Here is a 24,386-nt window from a genome sequence, read left to right as displayed (position 1 = left end):
CGACCTGATCTCCGCGTTCCGCGGGACCGACCTGATCTCCGCGTTCCGCGGGACCGACCTGATCTCCGCGTTCCGCGGGACCGACCTGATCTCCGGGGGATCTCGCGCGCAGATCCCCCGGAAGGTCCCGGCGGTGGCCCGGACGCCGTCGCTTGTCCGCCAGATGATGAGTTCGGTCCTCCTCGCCTCGGGGCTGGCCGGACGTTTTGTGCGTCTGGTGGAACCGCCGCGGTCATGCTCTCGTCCAAGACGACGAGATCGGGCTCGACGGGTGGAGGTGGCCGATGATGGACTCCCGACGCCGGCGGATGGCGGCATTTCTCCTGGGAGGGGCGCCGCTCGTGCTGCTGCTGACGGCGGCGTGCTCCGGAGACACGACGGCCATGCCCCCGGGCCGCCTCGTCACGCCGGTTGTGACAGCGACATCAGCGACACCGCCGCCAACAGCCCCATCGGCCGCCCCTTCGCCTGGCGGATCCGATCGACCTGCTGAAACGATCTCGTCAGGACCTGCTGGCACGCCGAGTCCCTCGGCTCGACCCGCTCCGCCGACAGAGCCGGCGAGTAGTGAGTTCACGCTGGCGCCAGGCGGGATCTGGCGGGCGTCTGACCGCGGGCTGACGCTCACCTTCATCGGTGTGACACAGGATGGCCGCTGCCCGGCGTCGGAGCGCGTCCAGTGCGTCTGGGCGGGCGATGCGGTCGTGGCCCTGTCGGCGACCGTTCCTGGCCAGGCGGCGACGACGATCGAGCTGCATACCCATCCGAGCCTCGCCTCGACCGCCACGGTCGCGGGCTGCTGCGAGGTCAGCCTCGTCCGGCTGGGACCCGACAAGACGGCCGAGGGACCGGACCCGGGCGACTACCGGGCGTCCCTTCGTGTACGCCGGCCTTGAAACGCTCTCTCGGCGGTCTCGACTCCGTGTTCCTGTTCCGCCGAACGGTGGGGCCGGAGGGTGAGCAGCGGGCGGCAATGCCGACGGAATGGATGGCTCGAACCATGCCGTGAGCCTGGATCCGCGAGTGCGCCCGAACCGGGTACGCGGAGGCGACAGGAGGGGGATGGTGGAAGGCGGTCGTCGTCCTTGGCACCGGCACCTGGAGGAACTGATGAGCCAGCTGACTACCGCGAGCACGGGGATCTCGCCGATGACCAGGCGGGCGTCCTTCCGGGCGATGACCGAGGGCACCGCGCAGGACTGGCACATCATCGGAGAGGCCAACGAGGAACTGGAACGCGGCCTGCCCGATCGAATTCTCGCCCATCTGGGGTTGTTGGGCGGCGAGCATGGCGGCTTCGCGGTAGWCCGGTTGACTCACAGCCTGCAGGCGGCGACCCGGGCGGAACGGGCTGGCCGCGACGATGACTACGTGCTCTGTGCGCTCCTGCACGACATCGGCGACACCCTCGCCCCGTACAACCACGCCGACATCGCCGCCGCCATTGTGAAGCCGTTCGTGTCGTCCGAGCTCCACTGGATGGTCCGGTACCACGCCGAATTCCAGGGCTACTACTACTTCCAGCATGTCGGACTCGATCGGAACTTTCGGGACAGACACCGCAGCAACCCGAACTTCGACCTCACCGCTGAGTTCTGCGCCGAATACGACCAGAGTTCGTTCGACCCCGGCTACCCGACCAACCCGATGGAGCACTACGAGCCGCTCATCCGCGCTCTGATGGCGGCCCCGCGCCGATCTGGCTCCACGGCCGCCGACTGACCGGGGCTGGATCAGGAGGCCGGGCCGCCAGGAACTAGCCCAGCCCGATGGCCATCGTTCGGCTGCCGACGACCGGGCGGCCGGACAAGGGGCCACTGACGGGTCGTCGGGAGGGGTCCGGCTCGACTGCCGCCTGGCCTGACTGCCGCCTGGCCTACGGCCGGGTGGCCTGACAGTCGGGTGGCTCGACGAGTTCTCGGCCGCCCGACCAGTGGTCCAGCAGCCGCGAGGCGGGTGCTCGGGCAAGTGGCTGAGCGTCCGTTCGCGCGGGTACTCGATGCGGCACAGCCTCCGCGGCGACGCACAGGCCGCGTGACGGGTGGTCTGGCGCATGGGTGTTGGATGAACATGCGAAGGTGTGTATAGAATTACGGTGCAGGTGCGGGTCAGGTCACAGCGTCCGGGGCGGGGCTGCGGGCCGCTGGCCAGGCAGGCTGTAGTCCGTCGCTGACCCGGTCAGGGTCGCTGAGCGGCGGGGACGCCGGGAACTGTCGTCGTGATGCGGCGGAACGCGGGAGATTCGGGCATCCGGAGCCGCCGATGGCGGCCGGCCTGATGCTGGCTGGTCACGGATCCAACTTGGTCCATCGGACGGGAGCGGGACGACATGGAGATCAAGGACCTCAAGGGCGAGAGTGTCGCCTTCTTCGCGTCGGGTGGGCTTGACAGCTGCACGGTCACTCACTGGCTGACCTCGCACGACGTCAAGGTCATCTGCTTCACCGCGGACCTCGGCCAACCCGACGAGAGCGAGGGCCTCGACGTCGTCGCGGAGCGGATGAAGGCGTGCGGCGCGGTCGAGGCCGTCGTCGTCCCGCTGCGTACCGAAATGGGCGAGGCCGGCATTCAGGCCGTTCAGGGCCTCACCCGGTATGAAGGCCGGTACTGGAACACGACTCCGCTGGGCCGGTACGTCACGATCCGCGGGATGCTTCCGCACATCCTCGAGCGTGGCATCAAGATCCTGAGCCATGGTGCGACCGGCCGGGGCAACGACCAGGCCCGCTTCCAGCTCGTCCCGAACATGCTGGCGCCCAGCGTCTCCGTCTATGCGCCCTGGCGTGACCAGGCCTTCCTCGACACCTTCGGCGGGCGCGAGGAGATGATCGACTACTGCGAGAAGCACGGCCTGCCGATCCGGGCCACCCGCACGTCTCCTTACTCCACCGACGCCAACCTCCTCGGCCTGACGCACGAGGCCGGCGTGCTCGAGTCGTTGACCACCGGCGCCAACTTCGTCAACCCGATCATGGGTGTCCGCCCGGTCGACGCCCCTGACCAGCCGGAGCTGGTCACGGTCGTGTTCGAGAAGGGCCGCCCGGTCTCCATCGCCGGCCAGGCGGTCTCGGACGCGGCGGAGGTCCTTGAGCTCGCGAACCAGATCGGGGGCCGGCACAGTGTCGGCATCAACCTGCACCTGGTTGAGAACCGTTTCGTCGGAGTGARGTCCCGTGGTGTCTATGAGGCGCCCGGCATGGAGCTGCTGGGCAGCGCCTACGAGTACCTGTTGCAGACGATTCTCGACCGCCGGGCCAGGAAGATCTTCGAGTTCGCGTCGGACTTCCTCGGCGAGCAGCTGTACCAGGCCTATGGCGAGGACCTTGGCTCGCAGCTCGCGCGCAAGGTCGTCTCCGAGGTCGCCCAGCTCGCTACCGGCTCGATCACCCTTGAGCTCTACCGGGGCACCGTCAACTTCGCCGGCGCGGCGGACATCCCGCACTCGCTCTACAGCGAGGAGGACGCGTCGATGAGCCGGGTCGGAGCCTTCGACCACAAGGATTCCGAAGGCTTTCTGCAGGTGCTCGGCGTCGGCGCACGGACGGCGTCCCGCGCTGGCCAGGTCCAGGGACTCCTCGAGACCGAGTAGCGCGAACCTGCCTGGGCGCCACCGGGAGACGGAGATCGGGCGGCCTCCACGGAGAGTCCTTGACTCGACGGGTTCACCGCCGCCGCCCGCGGCTGACCCATGGTCCCTCTCCTGCCGCCGCCCATACCCATGCCTGTGGCACAAGGGGTCTTCGGGCAGCAGGTGACGGACGACACCGGTGAAGCTCACGGAAACACCGAGCCACGGGCGTCCATCGGCACACTGGCCGCGGCCTGCCCGCGCGGAGGACTACCGTAGAAGACGGCGCGTCGTCAGCGCCGCCTGAGGTAGCACACCTGCCCGGGCGGGGTCCGGTGGTGACGTGTCTCGTATCAGCGGCTCCGCCCGTCAGGTGATGTGCCTGTCAGCGCTGGTGACCCGTCGTTGGGACAGCGCGGGTCCCAGCGTCGGCGTTCATCCGGCGCGGCGCCGGCCGTGTTCGCGGGCTCTCGGCCGATTCACCGGGGCCCGTTCTTCGAGGGCCGCGCCGGTCACGCCGATCCCGCGGCGGGCCGCCGGCCGGCGGGCCACCGCCAGCCCTTCGCGGCTGGTGGGAGCGGCCCGCGCGGGCAGCCGCGTCGGAATCTGCGCGGCACCGCCCACCCCACGGGTGGGGTGTGTGGGCAAGGCGGCCAGTGGGCCGCACGGTCACGAAGCACCACACGGTCATGAAGCCAGACGACCGTAACTAGAAGTCAACAGTGGAACCCACGATGGCGTGGGCCGATCGGAAGCGATGACGATGTCGAGCTCTGCAGTCCCTCCGTCTCCCACAGGTGGGGAGCCAGCACGTCCGTCGGCTTCCCGAGGGTCCACCCCCGCCCCGCGTCGCGCTGGCCGCGCCGGTGGCGGAAACGGCGGCGCCGGCGGCTGGTCCCGCTCGGCCGGTGGCGGTGCGGGCGCGCGGCGCGCGGCCGGCGGCCAGCCGAGGGGAGCAGGGGGCGCGGGCGCCCAGCGGCCGCATCGGCCCTCGGCCGCCGGCGGGCCGAACCGGGCCGCCGGAGGATACCGGCGCGACGAGGCCTCCGGACGTGGTGAGGCGACTGGATGGTCGCGTGAGCGACCCGCCGAGGCCGGAGGGTCGGGCGACGACCGGCGTCGGGATGGCTTCCGCGGCGAACGCGGCTCCGCCGGAACCGCGGGCCGTGGTGCCGGCGGTTCGGCGACCCGATGGGGCAGTGGTGAGCGTCCCCGCGGCGGTGCTGGCGGAGCCGGCGGTGCCCGGCCGGACCGCCCCGCGGGAGCGCCCGCCGGTTCCTACCGCCGCGACGGCGACGACCGGGGCAACCGCCGGCCGTACGCGGGTGCTGGCGGTGCTGACCGGTCTGGCGCGCGTGGTGGCGACGGCTTTCGTGGCGGCGACAACGCCCGCGGTGGACCTGGCGCCCGTGGCGGAGACGGGTTCCGTGGAGGTAACCGCCCGGCCGGCGATGGTGCCTCCGGCGGACGGGGTGGTTCCGGCTGGCGTGAGAGGTCAGGCGGCGCCGGGCCGTCCACCCATGCCGGGCAGGGGGGCCGCCCAGGTGGGCGCGACGCGGCCGGTGGCCGGCCGGCCGGCACCCGCCAGACCAGTTGGGGCGCGGCGGCCCGTTCCGGCGGTGACAGCCGTGCCGAGCGTCCCGGCGGCCGGCCGGAGCGTCCCTGGTCCGCGGATGCGAACGGGCCGGGGGAGCGCCCGCGTCGTTTCGGCCAGGCAGCTGGTTCGGCCGACCGGGGCCATCGGGCTGGGCCGGCGCGGGACGGCCACGGAAGCGACCGTCCAGCTGGGCCAGGGCGCCCATGGCAGGAGCGCGGCGAGCGGAGCGATCGACGGGACGACCGTCCGTCCGGCCGCGACGGATCCGCCGGTCGAGGCGGTGCCAGCGGGGCCGGCCAGTCCGGCAGCTGGGGGCGCGGGGCCGGGCAGCGTTCCGAGCGTCCCAGCTGGAGCGGGCGTTCCGACCGGCCCACGGGCGCTGGCCGACCGGACCGGGCGGATGATCACCGCGGCGAGCGCCCCAGTCGGCCGACCTGGTCCGACCGGCCCGGCCAGGCGGACCGGCGAGGAACAGGAACGGACCGATCCGAGCGGCCGGACCGCGGCGGTGACCGCACAGGCGGTCCCGGCCATGGTGGTGACCGCGCGGGCGGTTCCACCTACGGCGGTAACCGCACAGGTGGCTCCAGCTACAGCGGTGACCGTACGGGTAGTTCCGGCTACCGTGGCGACCGGACGAGCGGTTCGAGCGGTTACAGAGGTGACCGTCCCGGTGGTTCCAGTGGCTATCGGAATGACGGTGCGGGCGGTTCCAGCAATTCAGGCGGATCAGCTGGATCCGGTGGATCCAGCGGTTCTGGCGGTTACCGGGGTGACCGTGCGGCCGGTTCCGGGTACCGAAGTGACCGTCCAAGTGGTTCTGGTGGTTACCGGAGCGACCGTCCGGGCGGTTCCGGCGGTTATCGGAGCGACCGCGCGGGCGGTTCCAGCGGAACCGGCGGCTACCGGGGCGACCGTTCCAGCGGTTCCAGCGGTTCCAGCGGTTCGAGCGGTTCCAGCGGTTCCAGCGGTTCGAGCGGTTCTGGCGGTTACCGGGGTGACCGTGCAGGCGGTTCCAGCTACCGGAGTGACCGGCCGAGTGGTTCCAGCGGTTCTGGTGGTTCCAGCGGCTACGGCGCGGGCCGCGCCGGCGGTGCTCGTGACCGGGCGGGTGGCGCCCAGGATGGTCGGACGCCTCATCGCTCGCCGCGGCCCGACCAGGGGTCGCGAGACGGCCAGCGCTACGACCGGCCGGCCGGGCGCCAGGACCGGGCCGCGGGCGGACCGGACCGCGGCCACCGGGACGACCGTCGTCAGGGGCGCGAAAGCGGGCACGGCGACGGCCGGAGCACCCGCGACGACCGTGATCGCGGCGAGCGTCGCCCGACGGGTCCGCCCTCCTGGGCGCTGCCGGCCGAGGGCGCGGCGCCCGTAGCCCGAGAGACCACATCGGCCGAGCCCACCGTCGGCCGCACGCCGCCGGCAGGGCCGGGCACCACCGCGCCGGCGGCGGCGCCTGCCACGGCGCCCGGCCAGGCGACGGCGAGCCAGAACGGCCCGGCCGCGCCCGCGCCGGCCGGAGGAGGCACGGCGGCCCACGGGACCACCAGCGAGACGGGGGGCGACCGGGCCTCGACTCGGCCGGCGTCCGTGGACCGCCGTCGGGAGGCGGGTGCCTCCCGTGACGACGCGGCCGGTGCGGCGAGAGGGCCCCGGCGCGAAGGCGGCTGGGGAACGTCGCCGCGCGGCCAGGGTGCGCCTCGGGCCGGTGACCGGGGGCCGCGAGGCGGTGCCGCGGCACGGCCGGGTGCTCCCGGACGCGGGCCGCGTGGGCATGAGGGCGATGCGGGCCGGCCGGTCCGGCGCGCCGGGCGGGTCACGGATCGTCGGGCCGGGCCGGGAGAACGCGGCCAGGGGCCGGCGTTGACCACCCGGCCACGCGTCGAGGCGCCGCCGCTGCCGGACGAGGCGCAGCCCGAGCTGCTCGACCTGGAGGTCCGCAAGGAGCTGCGCGGCCTGCCGGTCGGTCTCGCCGAGGTGGTGGCACGCCACCTGGTCGCCGCCGCGATGTTCCTGGATGACGACCCGGCGCTCGCTCTCGCGCATGGCCGCGCGGCCGCGAGCCTCGCGGCCCGGCTGCCCGCGACCAGGGAGGCCGCCGGCATCGCGGCCTACCACGCGGGGGAGTACGCGACGGCGCTGGTCGAACTGCGCACGGCCCGCCGGATGGACGGTTCGCCGCGCTACCTGCCCATGATCGCGGACGCCGAGCGCGGACTTGGCCGCCCGGAGCGGGCCGTCGCCTACCTCACCGACCCGTCGATCGAGACGCTCGACCCGGCTGGGCACGCCGAGCTGCTGATGGTCGGCTCCGGCGCGCGCCGTGACCTCGGGCAGCCGGAGGCCGCCGTCGTTCTGCTCCACGACGAGGCGACCCGGCCCGGCGAGCCACGGCCGTGGACGGCCCGGCTGCGGTATGCCTACGCCGAGGCGCTGCTCGACGCGGGCCGGCCGGGGGACGCGCTGCGGGCGTTCGAGGCGGCGGCGGCGATCGACGAGGAGGAGGAGACCGACGCCAACGAGCGCGCCTATGAGCTCATGACCCAGCTCGCGGCCGAGGACGCCCGGAAGGCCACCTCCACGGACGAGCCGGTCGTCGCCACAACGTCGGCGCCCGAAGCGGCGGACGCCTCGGACGCCGTGACTGAGTCGGGTGCCGTGACCGACTCGGCCGCCATGAGTGACTCGGCCGCCGTGACTGACTCGCTCGCCGTGGCGTCCTCGGCTGACGTGGCGTCCTCGGCTGACGTGGCGTCCTCGGGTGACGTCGTGCCGGGCGGCGCCGGCACGTCGAGCCAGGAGGCCGCCGGTGGCGACGTGGTGGCCGGTGGCCCGGACGTGGCGATCAGCGATGAGGCCTCAGCGGAGGGCGACCAGGACTCGGGCGACTCCCGGGAGTCGGGTGGCGCGAAGGTCGTCGCGCCGGTGCTGTTCGACGATGGGAGCTCGTCACTCGCGCTCCTCGGCACCGGTGAGCCGGCCGACGTCGAGCCCGAGCCGGCTCGCCGCGAGGCCGCCCGTCCCGCGGGCGGCCTGCCGGACCTGAGCGTGCTGTTCAGCGATCTGGGCCTGCGCGAGATCCCAGCCGCCGAGCGCCTGCCGCTGGGTCAGGAAGCCCCCACCGAGGCTAAGAGCGAGGGCCCCGCCGACGACGAGGACACGGGCGACTAGCGGACGACGGGCCGCCGCCCGTATCCCTGCCGTCTGAGCGCCGGGAGTTCCCGGCGCCGGCCCGCGCCGCGCTCATACGAGCGGGCGCGGTCCGGCGCCGGACCGGTGCGTGCGACGGGTGGCGAGTGGCGGGTGGCGGCCAGGCCGGTAGGTCTGGCCGCCGTCGCGGTTCAGGACTCGTCGAGCAGGCGAATCAGCAGGCCGGTGCGGGGCTTGGGGGTGAAAAGGGTCGACTTGCGCGGCATGCGCTCGCCGGCCCCGGCGACCGCCGTCACGCCGGCGACCGGGGTGGGGTTGAGTAGCAGCGCGGTGCCGGCGCCGTCCGCCACCGCGGCGATCGCGGCCGGGGCGTCGTGGAAGTAGTCGACGACGCCGACCTTGTCCTCCTGGCCCCAGACGTCGCTGATCAGCGTCAGGTGCGCGACCGTGACATCCAGGCCGCGGAACGCCGCCGAGCGGTCCGCCGGCAGGCTGCGGGTCAGCACCTCGGCGCTCGGCTCGGTCAGCAGGTAGGCGTCGCGGCCGTCGGTGATGGCGAACGCGTGCCCGGCCTGGCCGGCCTTGGACAGCTCGTCGAGCAGCAGCGTGACGTCGACGCGGCCTGTCGTGCCCGCCGCGGTCAGCTGACGCACGGTGAACGCGCCTTCCGCCCGGCGGGCGGCCTCGGCCACGGACAGGCCGCGCACGGCCCGGTGGATCGGATGCACCTGCGGGCCGGAGACGGTCGCGTCGACGAGGAAGGTCAGACCGAAGTCCCACGGGCCGGGGCCGTCGCCGGCGGCGTGCCGTTCGGCCTGGTAGTGCCGGTAGGTCGCGTAGCGGTGGTGGCCGTCGGCGATCACGGCGCGGCGCGGCAGCAGGTCGGTGGCGATCGTGAGGAGCGTCGCCGGCTCGCTCAACGCCCAGATCCGGTGCGCGACGCCGTCATCGGTGACCGTGTCCAGCAGCGGTTCGGTGGTGACGGTCTCCGCGACGATCCGGCTGGTCTCGCCGCCGCCCTCGTAGAGCAGGAAGATCGGCTCGAGGTTGGCCCGTGTCGCCTGCTGTAGCGACAGTCGGTCGGAGACCGGGCCGGCCATGGTGTTCTCGTGCGGCAGGATGATCCCGGCGTCCGGGTCGGCGAGCGCGACGGCGCCGACGAGGCCGCGCTGGCGGTGACCGTCCTGCTCCTCCTCGTAGACGTAGAGCGCGGGCGCCTCGTCGCGCGCCAGAGCGCCGGAGCCCAACCAGTCGGCCAGGGTCTCGGCCGCGCGCGCGTAGCGGCTGCCGGGCTCGTCAGCCGAGCGGTCCCTGGGCAGGATCAGCCGGACCACGTTGTGCGGGTCGGCGGCCTCCAACGCCGTCACCCCCGCGTCGTCGATCACGTCGTACGGCGGGGACGTCAGCGCCGCCAGGTTCTCGGTGGCCCCGGCGGCGGCGGTGAACCTGGCCGCCCGGAACGGGGCGAGAACCAGGCCGGCGGGGGAGGGCACGTCGGTAGCGGCGGCAGCGGCGGCGTCGTCAACCATGGTCCGCATCGTAGGGGCCACCGGCGGCCGCGCGATCGTGGACCTTCGCCGGCGCGGCTGTGACGGGACCCAGGTCACACGGCTGAGGCGTCTGTGCGCCTCTGTGACAGCCCTGTCCCAGGCTGGGCCGGAAGACCCCCTGGCGGAACGGTTCGCGACCGGAAGTCCCACCGTCGGCGAGTCCCACCGCCGGCACTTGGCCGGGTCCTGTATTCCCGTCCCCCGACGGGGGAGGAAAGCAGAGCGTGCGAGGAGAGGCGGCCCTCGGCGCCTGAACGCTGGACGGCCTGGGCCGCTCGGAACGCCTTGGCCGCGCGGACCGGGAGCTGGGCACGGGTGGCGTGGGATGGGACCGGGCACAGGCGACGAAGCGGGTCTGGGCCATGAGAAGCGACGAAGGGACGTACGCGGCGCGTCTGAACGGAGACACTGGACGGCGGGCAGGTCCTCCACCCGGCCCCGGGTGGAGGACCTCGGCGGGTCCGCGCTGGGCGCGGATGGGCTGACGGGCGGGTGGGCGAGGGCGCGACCGGCGGCGGCCGGAGACGCCCACCGGACGGATGACGGTCTACCGGTTTGGCGTTGCAGGTCTTGGGAGGCGCTGATGTCCGAGCAGTTCGAGGAGGGCGCGCGGCAGTCCGGCCCGGCGGGTTCGCCGGCCGGGAGCGTGTACGACTGGTACACCCGCGGTGTCGCGCTGCACGGAGACGGCAACGCCAACGCGGCGATCCAGCTGCTGGCGCACGCCTGTGCCGCCGAGCCGGAGTCACGCAGCGCGCGCGAGGCGCTGGCCCGCGCCCAGTTCGACGCGGGGCAGTACGACGCGGCGCGGGAGACGTTCGCCTGGATCGTGGAGCAGGACCCGACCGACGACTACGCCCAGTTCGGCCTGGGGATGGCTGCCCGCCGCATCGGCGACCTGCCCACCGCGATCGAACACCTGGCCCTGGCCGCGGCGATGCGCCCGGAGATCCAGCACTACGGCCGGGAGCTGCGCGGGGCCCGCGCGCTCCTGAACCGGGCCCGCTCCGCGTGATCGACGAGGGCGGCCACCCAGAGCGGTCCTTCCGTCGTCCACCAGGACGCGTGCCTCCCACGCTGACGCCCGGCGGCGACGCGCGCTGGTCGGACGCGCGCTGGTCGATGGCCGGCGGGCCGGCGCGGTGACCGTGGCCGGAGAGCGGACACCCACCCGTGGCCAGGGGATCGACCCGGCCTATGGGCCGCCCCTGAGCGGCACGGCGGCGCCGGCTGAGCGGTTCGACGTCGCCCTGCTCGACCTCGACGGCGTGATCTACCGGGGAGACGGCGCCGTGCCGCACGCCGCCGAGGCGATCGCGGCGGCCGGGCAGCGCGGGATGCGTTCCGCCTACGTGACGAACAACGCGCTGCGTACCCCGGAGGCGGTCGCCGCCCGGCTCACCGCGTTCGGCGTGCCGGCCCGTCCGGATGAGGTCATCACGTCGGCACAGGCGGCGGCGCACGTGCTCGCCGAGCGGCTGCCGGCGGGCGCGGCGGTACTGGTCGTCGGCGGGGAGGGGTTGCGCGCCGCCGTAGCGGCCGAGGGGCTCACGCCGGTGACCTCGGCGGGCGACAAGCCGCTGGCCGTCGTCCAGGGATTCGACCCCGAGCTGACCTACCAGCGGCTGAGTGAGGCGGCACTCGCGGTGCGTGCCGGGGCGCTGTGGGTCGCGAGCAACGCGGACCTGACCGTGCCGACCGAGCGTGGCCTCGCCCCGGGCAACGGCGCCCTGGTCGCGATGGTCCGGGCGGCGACCGGCGCCGAGCCGCTGGTGACCGGCAAGCCGGAGCCGGTGATGCACGCCGAGTCGGTGCGTCGCTCCGGCGCCCGCCGGCCGGTCATCGTCGGCGACCGGCTCGACACCGACATCGAGGCCGGCGCCCGCACAGGCACGCCGACGCTGCTGGTGCTCACCGGCGTCGCGACCCCCGCCGAGCTGCTCGCGGCCGGGCCCCCGCACCGTCCGACCATGCTCGCCGACGACCTGCGCGGCCTGCTGCGCCCGCACCCGCCGGCCCGCCTCGCCCCTGACGGCCGTGCCCGCTGCGGCGCCTGGGAGTGCCAGGTGGACGACGCGGGCACCCTGCGCTGGCATGAGCGGGGTGCCGGAGGCACACACGGCGAGACGGAGGGCGGTGACGAGGGTGCTGGTGGCGACCGCGTGCCGGATGACGGCCTGGACGCGCTGCGGGCCGCCTGCCTCGCCGCCTGGGCGGCTTTCGACGCCGGTCGCCCGCCGCGCCGGGTAGCCAGTGACCGTCCCCGTGGCTGCGCGGACCTTGCCGTCCCGGCCTGACCGCCACCGCGCCGCCGCGGCCCGCCGGCTGCCTTTCTCAGAGCAGGGAACGGACGCGCAGGAGGTCGCGCACGCTGGCCTCGACCCGAAGGCGGCCACTCGCCCAGGCCGAGGTCACCGAGAGCCGGCCGTCGGTGATCGCGATCAGGTCGTCGCTGCTCAGCGTGAAGGTGATCTGGGAAGCGTGGGTGCCCTCGGCGATGCCGCGCAGGCAGCCGCCGCGCAGCTCGGCGACGTAGGACGTGCCAAGGTCGGGCAGCCGGCACATGAGCGTCCGGTTGGGCGCGCGCGGCGGGCGGCTGTCGCGCGCGGCGAGCTGGTCGAGGCGGGCGGCAAGCCCGCGCAGCGCGGTCTCGCACTGCTCCCGGTCCGCCACGGTGATCGTCCTCCCGAGCCCTGCTGGATATCCGGGCCGCGCCCGGCCGGCGAAGCGCGCCTCCACCGTCCTACCTGCTCAGGGCCGTTTTCGCCCGGCAGGCGCGGGTGGTGGCGGCCGTCTCGGCGCGTCGTGTCGCGGGGAGTGCCGGATCTGGGGTGTTTCGTGGGTGGCGGCCGTGGCCCGGACCTGCCGGCGTACGCCCGGCGGTCCCGCCGGACCGGCGGCCTCCCCAGCCGTCGACATGTCAGGAACCGGGTCGTCAACCCGGCGGAGCCCCGGGGCCTCGGCGATCCGGCCAGTGCACGGGTAGTCCGGAGAGGACGGGGAGCCCGCGACTGTGGCTCGGTGAACGGCGCGACGCCGCCGAGTCGGGGTGCGCCGTATGGCCGGGGATACGCCGTTTCCCTGGTGACGCACCGGGCGGGTTTGGGGCGACACGAGTTCCGGGCGGCCGTAGGCGACACTAGCGTTAGGGATGGCCGGACGCGGCCCGTCGATCGAGGCCCCGCGGACGTCCCAGAACATGCCAGTGCGACCGGACATCGACCGCGGGAGGCTGGACAGGTGATCACCGAGCCGGGAACACCCGGTCCGGACCCGGCGCCGCCGGACGAGACCGGAGCCGGGCGGGCCGGCGACGAAGGCGTGCGGGCGGCGTCCGCCGCGCTCGCGGCGCTGCCCGAGCTGCCGGTCGCCGACCACGTCGCCGTCTTCGAGGAGGTCAACCGGCTGCTCGCCGGCACCCTCGCCGAACTGGACGCGTCGGAGGACGCCGAGCAGGTGGGCGCCGCCTTCGGCCGCCCCGGCGGCCCGGCGCGGCCGGGGGAGCCGGCACGCCCCGGCCCGGCTGGTGCCCCCGGGCGCCCAGGCGGGCAGCCCCGGGCCGTCCCCGGCGGCCTCCCGCGTCCCGGTCCGCCGGTGCCCGGGCCCGGGCCGCGGTGAGAGAGCGATAGCCGTGGCACGCAGGATGAGACTTGACGGCGAGCTGGTCCGCCGCGGCCTCGCCCGTTCACGGGAGCAGGCCACCGAGGCGATCGCCGCCGGGCGCGTGCTCGTCGCCGGGCGTGCCGCGACCAAGGCGGCGACGATCGTGGACGCCACGACCTCGATCGCCGTCACCGGCGGCGACGACCCGGGCTTCGCCTCACGCGGCGCCCACAAGCTGCTTGGCGCCTTCGCCGCCTTCGGTGTCCCCCCGCTGGACACCGCGGCGCGGAACCCGACCGGCCAGGTGGCCGTGGCCGCCTCGCCCTCGCCCTCGCCCTCGGCGGCGTCGGCGGCGTCGACGCCGAGCGGGCCGGCGGCCGCCTCCGAGCGGGACGAGACCGCGCCGGGTGCCCCCGCGCCCTCTCGAGGGCCGGGCGATCCGGCCGGGCCAGGCGATCTGGACGTTCCGACGGCCCCGGAGGCCCCGGCCGGCGTGCCGGGCCCGGACGGGGGACCGGCGCTGCGTGTCGCCGGGCGGCGGGCGATGGACGTCGGCGCGTCGACCGGCGGGTTCACCGACGTGCTGCTGCGCGCGGGGGCCGCCTCGGTGGTCGCCGTCGACGTGGGCTACGGGCAGCTCGACTGGCGGCTGCGCACCGACCCGCGCGTCCGGGTGCTCGACCGGACCAACGCGCGGCACCTGACCCTCGAGGCCATCGGCGCGCCGGTCGACCTCGTCGTCGGCGACCTGTCGTTCATCTCGCTGCGGCTGGTGCTGCCCGCGCTCGTCGCCTGCGCCGACGGCGGCGCCGACTTCGTCCTGCTCGTCAAACCGCAGTTCGAGGTGGGGCGCGAGCGGCTCGGCGCCGGCGGAGTGGTGCGCGACGTCGCGCTGCACGCCGAGGCCGTCGAGGGGATCGCCCACGCGGCTGGCGGCCTTGGGCTCGGCGTGCGGGGCGTGGTCGCCAGCCCGCTGCCGGGGCCGGCCGGCAACGTCGAGTACCTGCTGTGGCTGACGGCGGGTGCGCCCGCGCTGGACCCGGCGGCGCTCGCCGAGGCGATCGCGGCCGGTCCGGCCGGCCAGGCCGCCCGCGACGCCCGGGCCGCCGCCACCACCGCGGTGGGCGGGGGGTCGTCCCGATGAGCCGGGAGATCCTGGTCCTCACCCACCCGCGCCGCGACGGGATGGCCCGGCGCGCCCAGTGGGTGCTCGACCGGCTCGCCACCGCCGGGATCGCCCCCCGGATGCTGGCCGACGAGGCGGGGTTCCTGGGCCTGACCCTGCCGAGCACGGTCCCGCGTGACGAGAGCGCGGCGGTCGGGGTCGAGCTCGTGCTCGTGCTCGGCGGCGACGGCACGCTGCTGCGCGGCGCCGAGCTCGCCCGCTCGGCCGACATCCCGCTGCTCGGCGTCAACCTCGGCCACGTCGGCTTCCTCGCCGAGGCCGAGCCCGACGCGCTCGAGGCCACGGTCGACGCCGTGATCCGCAAGGAGTACCACGTCGACGAGCGGATGACGGTCGACGTCACCGTCCGCCACCGCGGCGAGGTCGTCTACTCCGGATGGGCGCTCAACGAGATGTCCCTGGAGAAGGCCGAGCGCGCCAAGATGCTGGAGTGCGTGCTCGGCATCGACGGCCGGCCGCTGTCGCRCTGGGGCTGCGACGGGGTGATCTGCTCGACGCCGACCGGCTCGACCGCCTACGCCTTCTCCGTCGGCGGGCCGGTGATGTGGCCGGGCGTGGACGCGCTGCTGGTGGCCCCGATCAGCGCGCACGCGCTGTTCGCCCGGCCGCTGGTGCTCTCACCAGCGTCGACGGTGGCGATCGAGGTGCTGCCGCCCGTGCCGGGGGTGATCTACTGCGACGGGCGCCGCTCCGTGCCGGTGGCGCCGCACTCGCGGGTCGAGGTCGTGCGGGGGCGCCGGCCGGTCCGGCTCGCGGTCGTGCACAGCCGGCCGTTCACCGACCGGCTGGTGGCGAAGTTCCATCTTCCCGTCGAGGGCTGGCGCGGCCGCGCCGCCCGCGAGAACGGTTTCTCCGAGCCCACCGACGACTTCATACTCGACGACTGACGCCTTTCCCGTAGCGCCCTTCGTGCCGATTCGCCGACTGATGCCCTAGAGTTCGGGGCGTGTTCGAGGAGATTCGGCTGCGTGGCCTCGGGGTCATCGATGACGCTGTCCTCGATCTCGCGCCGGGCCTCACGGTGGTCACCGGTGAGACCGGCGCCGGCAAGACGATGATTGTTCAGGGTCTTGGCCTGCTTACCGGCGGACGGGCCGACTACGGCCTGATCCGCCCCGGCTATGACCGCGCCTTCGTCGAGGGCCGCCTGACCATCCCGGCGGACTCGTCGACGGCCGCGCGGGTGCGCGACGCCGGCGGTGAACTCGACGAGGACGGCGTCCTCGTCATCGGCCGGACGCTGATCGCCGACGGCCGGTCCCGGGTCCAGATCGGCGGCAGGGCCGCCCCGGCGAGCCTGCTCGCCGAGCTCGCCGAGGACCTCGTCGCCGTGCACGGCCAGTCCGAGGCGCAGCGGCTGCTCAAGACGTCCACGCAGCGTGCCGCGCTCGACCGGTTCGCCGGCGAGACGGTCGCCAAGCCGCTCGCCCGCTACGGCGAGCGGTACACCCGCCTGGCCGCCGTGCGCGCGAAGCTCGCCGACATCACCGAGCGCTCCCGCGAGCGGGCCGCCGAGGCGGAGTCGCTGCGCTCCCGGCTCGCCGACGTCGAGCGGGTCGCCCCCGCTCCCGGCGAGGACGTCGCGCTGGACGGCGAGCTGCGCCGCCTGGAGCACGCCGAGGCGCTGGTCCGCGCCGCCGAGACCGCGCACTCGGCCCTCGTCGCCGACCCGGCCGCCGGCGACGGCTCGCCCGGCGCGGTCGACCTGGTCTCCGCGGCCCGCCGGGCCGTCACCGCGGAGGCCGACCTCGACCCGGAGCTCGCCGACCTCGGCGGCCGGATCCGCGAGGCCGCGGTACTGCTCGCCGACGTCGCCGCCGACCTGGCCTCCTACGCCGCCGGCATCGAGGCCGATCCGGCGCGCCTCGCCTCCACGCAGGAGCGCCGCGCCGACCTCGCCGCCCTCGCCCGCGCGCACGGCACCGACATCGACGGCGTGCTGGCCTGGGCCGAGGAAGCCGGCCGTCGCCTGCTCGAGCTGGACGGCGGCGCCGACTCGGCCGAGGCGCTGACCGCCGAGCGCGACGCCCTGCTCGACGAGCTCGCCGACCTCGCCGGCCAGGCCTCGGCGGCCCGCTCCCGGGCCGCGCACGAGTTCGGCGAGAAGGTCGCCGCCGAGCTCGCGGGCCTCGCCATGCCACGTGCCCGCGTCGTCGCGGTCGTCTCGCAGCGCGACGACCCGAACGGCCTGCCGATGTTCGGCCGGAGGATCGCGTTCGGGCCCGGGGGCGTCGACGACGTCGAGCTGCGCCTCGTCCCGCATCCCGGCGCTCCCGCCCGGCCGGTGCACAGGGGCGCGTCGGGCGGTGAGCTGTCGCGGGTGATGCTCGCGATCGAGGTGGTGCTCGCCGCGGACGACGCCGGGGTGACGATGGTGTTCGACGAGGTCGACGCCGGCGTCGGGGGGCGGGCGGCGGTCGAGATCGGCCGGCGGCTCGCGAAGCTCGCCCGCACCAACCAGGTCATCTGCATCACCCACCTGCCGCAGGTCGCCGCGTTCGCCGACCGGCACCTGGTGGTCAGCAAGGCGTCCGACGGCTCGGTGACCCGCAGCGGCGTCGCCGCCCTCGACGACGCCGGCCGGGTCCGCGAGCTGTCCCGCATGCTCGCCGGCCAGGAGGACTCGACCCTGGCCCGCGGCCACGCCGAGGAGCTCCTCGCCGCCGCCGCCGCGGACAAGGCCGCGCCCTAGTTCGCTGGTTCGCTCGGTGCGGGCACGGCGGTTTGGGTCCCGAGGGGCTACTTCGCCTCGCTCGCGGGCGTTGGGCGCGACGGAGGCCACGGGCGGGAGGATCTGGGCAGGTGGGCGGGCGTGTTACTGTGAAGTCCCGTGGGCCAGCTGGGAAATGCCGGCTGGACACTAGGCCTTGATCGGACGATCCAACGGTCTGAGGTCGCAACCACGGGAGCGTGCGTGGCGCAGGTACGCAGCAGCAAACACATTTTCGTCACGGGTGGGGTGGCGTCCAGCCTGGGCAAGGGGTTGACGGCCTCCAGCCTGGGGCGGCTGCTCAAGGCCCGAGGCCTGCGGGTGACCATGCAGAAGCTGGACCCGTATCTCAACGTGGACCCCGGCACGATGGACCCCTTCCAGCACGGTGAGGTCTTCGTCACTGACGACGGCGCCGAGACCGACCTGGATGTCGGGCACTACGAGCGCTTCCTCGACGTCGACCTCGACGGCAGCGCCAACGTCACCACCGGGCAGGTCTACTCAGCCGTCATCGCCCGCGAGCGGCGCGGCGACTACCTGGGCCAGACCGTGCAGGTCGTCCCGCACATCACCGACGAGATCAAGGACCGGATCCGCCGGCTCGCGACCCCGGACGTCGACGTCGTCATCACCGAGGTCGGCGGCACGGTGGGCGACATCGAGTCGCTGCCCTACCTGGAGGCGATCCGCCAGGTCCGCCACGAGATCGGCCGGGACAACGCGCTGACCGTCCATGTCAGCCTCGTGCCCTATCTCGCCCCGTCGGGCGAGCTGAAGACCAAGCCGACCCAGCACTCCGTCGCCGCGCTGCGCAGCATCGGCCTGCAGCCCGACGCCCTGGTCTGCCGCTCCGACCGGCCGCTGCCGGAGGCGCTGAAGAGGAAGATCGCGCTGATGTGCGACGTCGACGACGAGGCCGTCGTCGGGGCGCCGGACGCGTCGTCGATCTACATGATCCCGAAGGTGCTGCACCAGGAGGGTCTCGACGCCTACGTCGTGCGCCGGCTCGGCCTCTCGTTCCGGGACGTCGACTGGTCCGAGTGGGACACCCTGCTGCGTCGCGTCAACCAGCCCACCCACCGGATCACGGTCGCGATGGTCGGCAAGTACATCGACCTGCCGGACGCCTACCTGTCGGTCACCGAGGCGCTGCGCGCCGGCGGGTTCGCGGTGGACGCCGGTGTCGACGTCCGCTGGGTCGCCTCGGACGAGTGCTCGTCACCCGAGGCCACCRCCGCGCTGCTCGACGGCATCGACGGGATGATCATTCCGGGTGGGTTCGGTGTCCGTGGTATCGAGGGGAAGATCAACGCGCTGCGGCACACGCGGGAACATGGCATCCCGACGCTGGGGATCTGCCTGGGCCTGCAGTGCATGGTGATCGAGGCCGCCCGCGGCCTGGCGGGCCTGGATGAGGCGAACTCCACCGAGTTCGACGAGGCCACGCGGCACCCGGTGATCTCGACGATGGCCGACCAGCGCGACGTCGTCGCCGGCAAGCGCGACATGGGCGGCACGATGCGGCTCGGGCTCTACCCGTGCAAGCTCGTGCCCGGCACGGTCGCGCGCCGGGAGTACGGCGTGCCTGAGGTTCCCGAGCGGCACCGTCACCGATACGAGGTCACCAACGACTACCGGGACCGGCTCACCGCCGCCGGGCTGGTGTTCTCCGGTACCTCTCCGGACGGCCGGCTGGTCGAGGTCGTCGAGCTGCGCCCCGACGTGCACCCGTTCTACGTGGGTACCCAGGCGCATCCCGAGTTCCGCTCCCGGCCGACCAGGGCGCACCCACTGTTCCGCGGGCTCGCCTCAGCCGCCGTCGCCTACGCGGACCGCCGCCGCGGCGTGCTGCCGGTGGACCTCGCCGCCGGGCCGGACGCCCAGGCCCCCTCGAGCCTCGGTGGCCTCGGGGACGGCGCCGCGCTGGTGACCTCGTGACCCCCGCCTCCCGCACGGGTGCCGCCGATCCCGCGGGGACCCCGGAGCGGGACGCGCGCCAGGCCGCCGCCGTCGGCACGGGCGCGCACCGCTACGAGGTCGTCGAGAGCGGTACCGCCTACCAGGGGCGGATCATCGCGATCCGCCGTGACCTGGTGCGGATGCCCGACGGAGACGTCTCCCAGCGCGACGTCGTCGTCCACCCCGGCGCCGTCGGCGTGGTCGCGCTCGACGACGCCGAGCGGGTCGTGATGGTCCGCCAGTACCGGCACCCGGTGCGCGGTCCGCTGTGGGAGCTGCCCGCGGGGATCCTCGACCTGCCGGGCGAGCCCGCGTCGACCGCCGCGGCGAGGGAGCTCGCCGAGGAGGCCGCGCTGCGGGCCGGGCGGTGGGCGGTGCTCGCCGACGTCTGGTCCTCGCCGGGAATGACCGACGAGGCGTACCGGGTGTTCCTCGCCAGGGACCTGTCGGAGATCCCCGCCGCCGAGCGGTACGTCGGCGAGCACGAGGAGGCCGAGATGTCGGTCGCCCGGGTGCCGCTGGACGAGGCGGTGACGCGGGTGCTCGAGGGCGACATCACCAACGCGATGGCCGTCGTCGGGATCCTCGCGGCCGCGCGCGCCCGCGACATCGGCTTCGCCACCCTCCGCTCACCCGACGCCCCCTGGGCCGCCCGCCCGGGCAACCATGGGTAAGGCGCAGGCGCGCCTCGCCTCGCGTTGGTGACATCGAGCGGCGGGTGACCGTGCGGCGCGGAGGCGGGCCTCCGCGGAGGCCCGGCCCCGAGCGAAGCGAAGGGGTTGGGCCGCAGCGGAGGTCGCCGTAGCGCCCGTGAGCGCAGGAGGACGCGGCGCGGAGGTCTTTTCCCGCCGCGAAGCAAGGGAAGGGGCCGGAGCGCCGCGCCCGCACGGAGCGAACCAGAGACTCAGTCGTTGCCGGTGAGGACGCCGGCGGCCTCCTCGACGTTCACCGGCGCCGTCGTCGTCAGGGTCACCGCGTCGAGGGGGAAGGCCTGCGCGACGCCTGGGACGGTGAACGTGCCGTCCCAGGTGACCGTCAGTGTGATCTGGTAGGTGCCGGGGCGGCGGTACTCGTGGGTGACGTAGGCGTCCGGATGGTCGCGGGGCGAGATCGCCGGGTCGTAGGGCTGGCCGGGCGAGTTGGGTCCGGTCCCGCCGTCGCCGAAGTCCCAGCGGTAGGTCGGGACCGCGCTGATCGTCGCGATGACCGGCTGGTCGACGTTGAAGGTGTACGTCGGCGGGACGGGGGTGTAGACGATCGTCGCGAGCCCGGCGATGCTGTGCCCGCTCGGCTGGACGGTCAGGCGAGGCTTCGGCAGCAGCTGTTCGCGCAGGTAGTCGGCCAGCTGGGCGCGCACCGTGGCGAGCGGGATGCCGTTGGGGTCGGCGAGCCAGGTCTGGCAGTTCGCGATCGCCTGGTTGTAGGCGGTCAGCTCCTGCGCGGTCATGCCCGGGCTCGGGCCGACGGCGAGCAGCAGGTCACAGACCGCGGCCGGGTCGGGTGGGCAGGTCGCGCCGCAGCCGGCGCGGCCCTGACCCGACCCGCCGATGGGCACGGGGATGAGCTGGCCGCCGCGATAGCGGTACTGGTAGCCGCCGTCCGTCGCCCGGGTGTCGCAGCTGGCCCACACCACGTTCCCGCAGGGAACCGTCCCGGACGGCGCCGTCGGTGTGCCCTGCGCGTTACCCGCCGTCAGCAGCCAGGCCGCGGCCATCCAGCAGGCCAGCAGGGCGGCCGTCGCCAGCAGGCGTGGCGCACGCCGTCGCGGCGTCGTGAATCGTGGTCGTGGCGGCGTCATGGCTACCTCCGCGCGTAGCGGATCGTCTGGATGAGCCAGCCGCCGCCGGTGAGCGTGAGCTCCGCGGTGCCAGCGCGGGCGGGCACGCCGGCCGCCGCGTCGACCCGGCGGCCCGCCTGGTCGAGCAGCCCGACGGTCCGGGCCGTGGCGGTGAACGTCACCGTGACCACGACGCCCTGCCGTGGCTGGGCGGTGACGTCGGTGATCTCGTAGGGGTCGGCGTCGGCGCGCAGGCCGCGCTGCTGGAAGCCGCGGGTGACGCCGACGTCGAGGGCGCAGGCCTGGCAGCCGGGCAGTGCCGCCGCGGTCACGTCGGCGACCCGGCTGGCTCGGCTGGCACTGTTGATCTCCGCGAAGTACGCGGTGACGACGCCGGCGGCGGCCGCCTGCGAGTCGCTCGCCGGCCTGGGCGTGCCGCCGCCGGGTGATGCCGCGGCCGTCTGGCCTGGCGAGCCGGCCACGCCACCTGCCTGTCCGGAGCCCGGGGCGGGATCACCCCTCGCGGGCGCCGCGGCGCCCGCCGGTTCGTCGTGGGAGCCGCAGCCGGTCAACGCGAGCGCGAGGCCGACGACGAGGCCCGTCGCGACGCGAGGCGCCGGATTCCGGCGGTGCCCGCGGCCGGCGGCCGGCGTGTCGGCCGGCGCGGGGGCCACTCGGCGTACGGCGATCATGATGAGCCGCCTTGTCGGGCGAACGCGTGCCCCGCCGGCCGGGTGTGGCGGGCGGGCGCCCACATGGGCAGAGGCGAGGATCCGTCGCTCTGAGAAGACGCCCCGACCGGCCGCGAGGTTGCGCGCGCCCCGGCGGCTGTCATGGAAAACCGGATGTGTGCGGCGTAACGTGACGTCACGAATGCTGTCCGCACAATCCGTCAGAATAGCGCCGGGAGAACGCTGCGCGGACTCCTCTTGTCAAGAACTGTCGGCGGTAGGTCCTACTATTCGGGTTGATGATGAAGGCCGAGGTCCTCGATCTCAACGTGACCTACCCCAGCGCGTCTGGCCCCGACATGGCCGCCCTCTCCGCGGGCGATGCCAACGCCGTCGGTGTCCGCTCGCTCGGGGGCGGGGCGCGCGGCTGCGGCGAGCCTGGCTCTCGGGGGCGGGGCGCTGGCGGGTGGGGCCGCGGCGCGTCCGGGCCCGGCCGATGGAGCGCCGGTTGGCCGTGGACGTGACCTACCCGGCGGATCCGGGGGAGCTGGCCGCTCGCTACCTCCATCACCTGGCGGGGGAGCGTGGCCTCGCCCGCAACTCCGTGCTGGCCTACCAGCGAGACCTGCGCCGTTACCAGGAATACCTGACCGCCCGCGGCGTGAGCTCGCTGACCGACGTCGACGAGGCGACGCTGGGCGAGTTCGCCTCGGCGCTGCGCAACGGCAGCGATGAGCACCCGCCGCTGGCGGCGGCGTCGGTCGCCCGGATGCTGGTCGCCGTCCGCTCGCTGCACCGGTTCGCGACGCGGGAGGGCGACGTCGCGCAGGACGTCTCGCAACCGATCCGCCCGCCCGCCCCGCCGCGGCGGCTGCCGAAGGCGCTCACCGTCGACCAGGTACTGGCCGTGCTGGCCGCGGCCGCGGGCGGCGCCGCCATCGACGCGGACCGCGACGAGGAGGCGGGCGAGTCCGGCGAGCCCCGCGAGTCCGGGCATTCCGGGCCGGCACGCGAGGCCGGCGCCGGCGACGGGCTGGAGGACATGGTCGCGGTCAGAGACGCCGGGGATCCCGCGGAGATGGTCCGGCGGCTACGCTCGACGGCGCTGTTGGAGCTGCTGTACGGCACCGGGGCGCGGATCTCGGAGGCCGTCGGGCTCGACGTCGACGATCTCGACCTGGACCCGGTGGCCGCGGCCGTGCGGCTGCACGGAAAGGGCGGCCGGGACCGGGTGGTGCCGCTCGGCCGGTGCGCGGTCGCGGCGCTGTCGGCCTACATCGGCCGGGGCCGGCCCACGCTGGTGACGCCGGCGTCCGGCGCGGCGGTGTTCCTGTCCCGGCGCGGCGGCCGGCTGTCCCGGCAGAGCGCCTGGTCGGCCCTGCGGGCGGCGGCCGTGACCGCTGGGATCGAGGGGGTGTCGCCGCATGTGCTGCGGCACTCGTTCGCGACGCACCTGCTCGACGGCGGCGCGGACGTCCGCGTCGTGCAGGAGCTGCTTGGTCACGCGTCGGTGCGCACCACCCAGATCTACACGCTGGTGACGGTGGACCGGCTGCGGGAGGTGTACGCGGCGGCGCATCCGCGTGCGCTGGACGAAGGGAGCCCCCGCCGCGGGGCTGGCCCGTCAGCCGTGCGGGGTGTTCGGGCGGCGCTGCCGCCCCAGCCCGGGCTCCACCGTCTCGGGACGAGCCCGGGCCAGCTGGTCTGAGCCACGGTCCGCACCGGCCGGTCTGCCCGCCGCCCGCCGCCACACGCCGCCGGTCCGGGCGGGAGGTCGGACCCGCGGCGGTCAGACTCGCGGGATCGTCAGGACGGGGAGTACGGGCCGAGGCTTGGCATGCCGTTCGCGGACTGCGGCGAGGGTACGACGCCACCCACTCCCGGCGGGCCACTGCGCTCGGCCAGGGTCTCGCCGACCTTGCGTGCGATCGCCTCCATCAGGCGCAGTGCCTGCGGAAGCGACAGGTTGAGGACCACTTCGCTGTCGTTCGTCATCGCGAAGCGAACCGACACGTCCGCCATTGCCCGACCTCTCCCGCCTGATTCCGAAGATCCAGTTGGTGTATGTGAACCCGAACGGTACGGCCCATCTTGACCCGCCGCGCGCGGGGGGTTGGACGCGATACGCGGCACGTCACGGATCGTTATTCCACCGGTGCCGACGGTTGCCCTTCCCGGCTGGATCGCTTCGCGCTCCCGCCAGGTCCCCTGGGGTGTCGACGGGAACGTGATCGTCACTGAATGTCACTCCTTTGTGCGGGGGTGTCGGACCGTCGGGGCCCGTGAAACCCACCCGGCACGTGCGAACGAATGCCGTTCAACGGCGTAGCTGTTTTGTTGATACTGCTATGGTCCCTCATCGGACTTAGCCGCCGGTAGCCGGGTCCCCGCGTCCGCTGGTTGGCTGGTGGAGGGCTCGCCGTGCCTCCCGCGTTCGGGGACCAGGTGTCGGCGGCCTCGGTTGGGGGCAGCCGGCGGCAGGACGACGCGGCGGTAACGGAGCGTCACGCCGGTTGCGGCGCCACCCCACGCCGCGCTACCCCACGCCGCGCTACCCCACGCCGCGCTACCCCACGCCGCGCTACCCCACGCCGCGCTACCCCACGCCGCGC

General features: G+C 74.4%; 19 protein-coding genes. 14 read left to right on the top strand and 5 right to left on the bottom strand.

Translation table 11 applies throughout. The features are described 5' to 3' along the window. Positions 1-704: 704 nt before the first annotated feature. From BL253_RS36785 to BL253_RS40810, 5 genes are all read left to right on the top strand, one after another. A complete protein-coding gene (locus tag BL253_RS36785) occupies positions 705-896 on the top strand; it encodes a hypothetical protein (protein ID WP_131831675.1) in 192 nt (63 codons plus the stop codon). Between the two features lie 214 nt (positions 897-1,110). Continuing rightward, entirely contained in the window at positions 1,111-1,722 is a 612-nt protein-coding gene (locus BL253_RS36780) for an HD domain-containing protein (protein ID WP_081439062.1), read from the top strand. A 607-nt stretch (positions 1,723-2,329) separates the two neighbouring features. Continuing rightward, positions 2,330-3,589 (top strand): argininosuccinate synthase, encoded by a 1,260-nt coding sequence (gene argG, locus BL253_RS36775; protein WP_076822535.1) that lies wholly within the window; start codon positions 2,330-2,332, stop codon positions 3,587-3,589. Positions 3,590-6,786: 3,197 nt separating this feature from the next. Continuing rightward, a complete protein-coding gene (locus tag BL253_RS42030) occupies positions 6,787-7,032 on the top strand; it encodes a hypothetical protein (RefSeq protein ID WP_131831674.1) in 246 nt (81 codons plus the stop codon). Further along, positions 7,029-8,336, top strand: a complete 1,308-nt coding sequence (locus BL253_RS40810; RefSeq protein ID WP_241835473.1) for a hypothetical protein — start codon at positions 7,029-7,031, stop codon at positions 8,334-8,336. The genes BL253_RS42030 and BL253_RS40810 overlap by 4 nt, the downstream gene beginning before the upstream one ends. A 170-nt stretch (positions 8,337-8,506) precedes the next feature. Here BL253_RS40810 and BL253_RS36755 read toward each other — a convergent pair whose 3' ends face one another. Next, positions 8,507-9,853, bottom strand: a complete 1,347-nt coding sequence (locus BL253_RS36755; protein WP_076822529.1) for a DUF1015 family protein — start codon at positions 9,851-9,853, stop codon at positions 8,507-8,509. 595 nt (positions 9,854-10,448) lie between these two features. Here BL253_RS36755 and BL253_RS36750 point away from each other — a divergent pair. Beyond that, complete coding sequence (locus BL253_RS36750) at positions 10,449-10,880, top strand: tetratricopeptide repeat protein (protein ID WP_076822527.1); 432 nt, start codon at positions 10,449-10,451, stop codon at positions 10,878-10,880. 133 nt (positions 10,881-11,013) lie between these two features. Beyond that, entirely contained in the window at positions 11,014-12,162 is a 1,149-nt protein-coding gene (locus BL253_RS36745) for an HAD-IIA family hydrolase (protein WP_076822542.1), read from the top strand. A 37-nt stretch (positions 12,163-12,199) separates the two neighbouring features. Here the strand turns inward: BL253_RS36745 and BL253_RS36740 are convergent, their stop codons facing one another. Continuing rightward, on the bottom strand, positions 12,200-12,538 hold the full coding sequence (locus BL253_RS36740; protein ID WP_076822526.1) for an SCP2 sterol-binding domain-containing protein: 339 nt from the start codon (positions 12,536-12,538) through the stop codon (positions 12,200-12,202). A gap of 567 nt (positions 12,539-13,105) precedes the next feature. Here BL253_RS36740 and BL253_RS45005 point away from each other — a divergent pair. The 6 genes from BL253_RS45005 (at position 13,106) to BL253_RS36710 (ending at position 20,000) form a co-directional block, all read left to right on the top strand. Continuing rightward, positions 13,106-13,483 carry a hypothetical protein gene (locus BL253_RS45005; protein ID WP_076822524.1) on the top strand — a complete coding sequence of 126 codons (378 nt, stop codon included), beginning with the start codon at positions 13,106-13,108 and terminating at the stop codon, positions 13,481-13,483. 13 nt (positions 13,484-13,496) lie between these two features. Continuing rightward, on the top strand, positions 13,497-14,612 hold the full coding sequence (locus BL253_RS36730; RefSeq protein ID WP_076822522.1) for a TlyA family RNA methyltransferase: 1,116 nt from the start codon (positions 13,497-13,499) through the stop codon (positions 14,610-14,612). After that, positions 14,609-15,541: an NAD kinase gene (locus BL253_RS36725; RefSeq protein ID WP_076822521.1), complete on the top strand. Its 933-nt coding sequence runs from the start codon at positions 14,609-14,611 to the stop codon at positions 15,539-15,541. Before BL253_RS36730 ends, BL253_RS36725 begins: the two co-directional genes overlap by 4 nt. 59 nt (positions 15,542-15,600) lie before the next feature. After that, positions 15,601-17,346: a DNA repair protein RecN gene (gene recN, locus BL253_RS36720; protein WP_076822520.1), complete on the top strand. Its 1,746-nt coding sequence runs from the start codon at positions 15,601-15,603 to the stop codon at positions 17,344-17,346. Positions 17,347-17,568: 222 nt separating this feature from the next. Continuing rightward, on the top strand, positions 17,569-19,305 hold the full coding sequence (locus tag BL253_RS36715) for a CTP synthase (protein WP_076822519.1): 1,737 nt from the start codon (positions 17,569-17,571) through the stop codon (positions 19,303-19,305). Then, positions 19,302-20,000 (top strand): NUDIX domain-containing protein, encoded by a 699-nt coding sequence (locus tag BL253_RS36710; protein WP_081439060.1) that lies wholly within the window; start codon positions 19,302-19,304, stop codon positions 19,998-20,000. Before BL253_RS36715 ends, BL253_RS36710 begins: the two co-directional genes overlap by 4 nt. A 230-nt stretch (positions 20,001-20,230) precedes the next feature. Here BL253_RS36710 and BL253_RS36705 read toward each other — a convergent pair whose 3' ends face one another. After that, positions 20,231-21,124 (bottom strand): PKD domain-containing protein, encoded by an 894-nt coding sequence (locus BL253_RS36705; protein ID WP_076822518.1) that lies wholly within the window; start codon positions 21,122-21,124, stop codon positions 20,231-20,233. Between the two features lie 2 nt (positions 21,125-21,126). Next, the gene (locus tag BL253_RS36700; protein WP_076822517.1) at positions 21,127-21,795 is read right to left on the bottom strand and encodes a hypothetical protein; all 669 of its coding nucleotides are present in this window, start codon (positions 21,793-21,795) and stop codon (positions 21,127-21,129) included. A gap of 475 nt (positions 21,796-22,270) precedes the next feature. Between BL253_RS36700 and BL253_RS36695 the strand changes: the two genes are divergently transcribed. Further along, positions 22,271-23,482 carry a tyrosine recombinase gene (locus BL253_RS36695; protein WP_076822538.1) on the top strand — a complete coding sequence of 404 codons (1,212 nt, stop codon included), beginning with the start codon at positions 22,271-22,273 and terminating at the stop codon, positions 23,480-23,482. Between the two features lie 98 nt (positions 23,483-23,580). Here the strand turns inward: BL253_RS36695 and BL253_RS36690 are convergent, their stop codons facing one another. Then, positions 23,581-23,796: a hypothetical protein gene (locus tag BL253_RS36690; protein WP_071047247.1), complete on the bottom strand. Its 216-nt coding sequence runs from the start codon at positions 23,794-23,796 to the stop codon at positions 23,581-23,583. Positions 23,797-24,386: the final 590 nt, after the last annotated feature.

It is taken from the genome of Pseudofrankia asymbiotica (assembly GCF_001983105.1).
Classification (GTDB): domain Bacteria; phylum Actinomycetota; class Actinomycetes; order Frankiales; family Frankiaceae; genus Pseudofrankia; species Pseudofrankia asymbiotica.
Note: the sequence above shows the minus strand (reverse complement) of the source record. Positions and strands in the feature narration are given on the sequence as shown.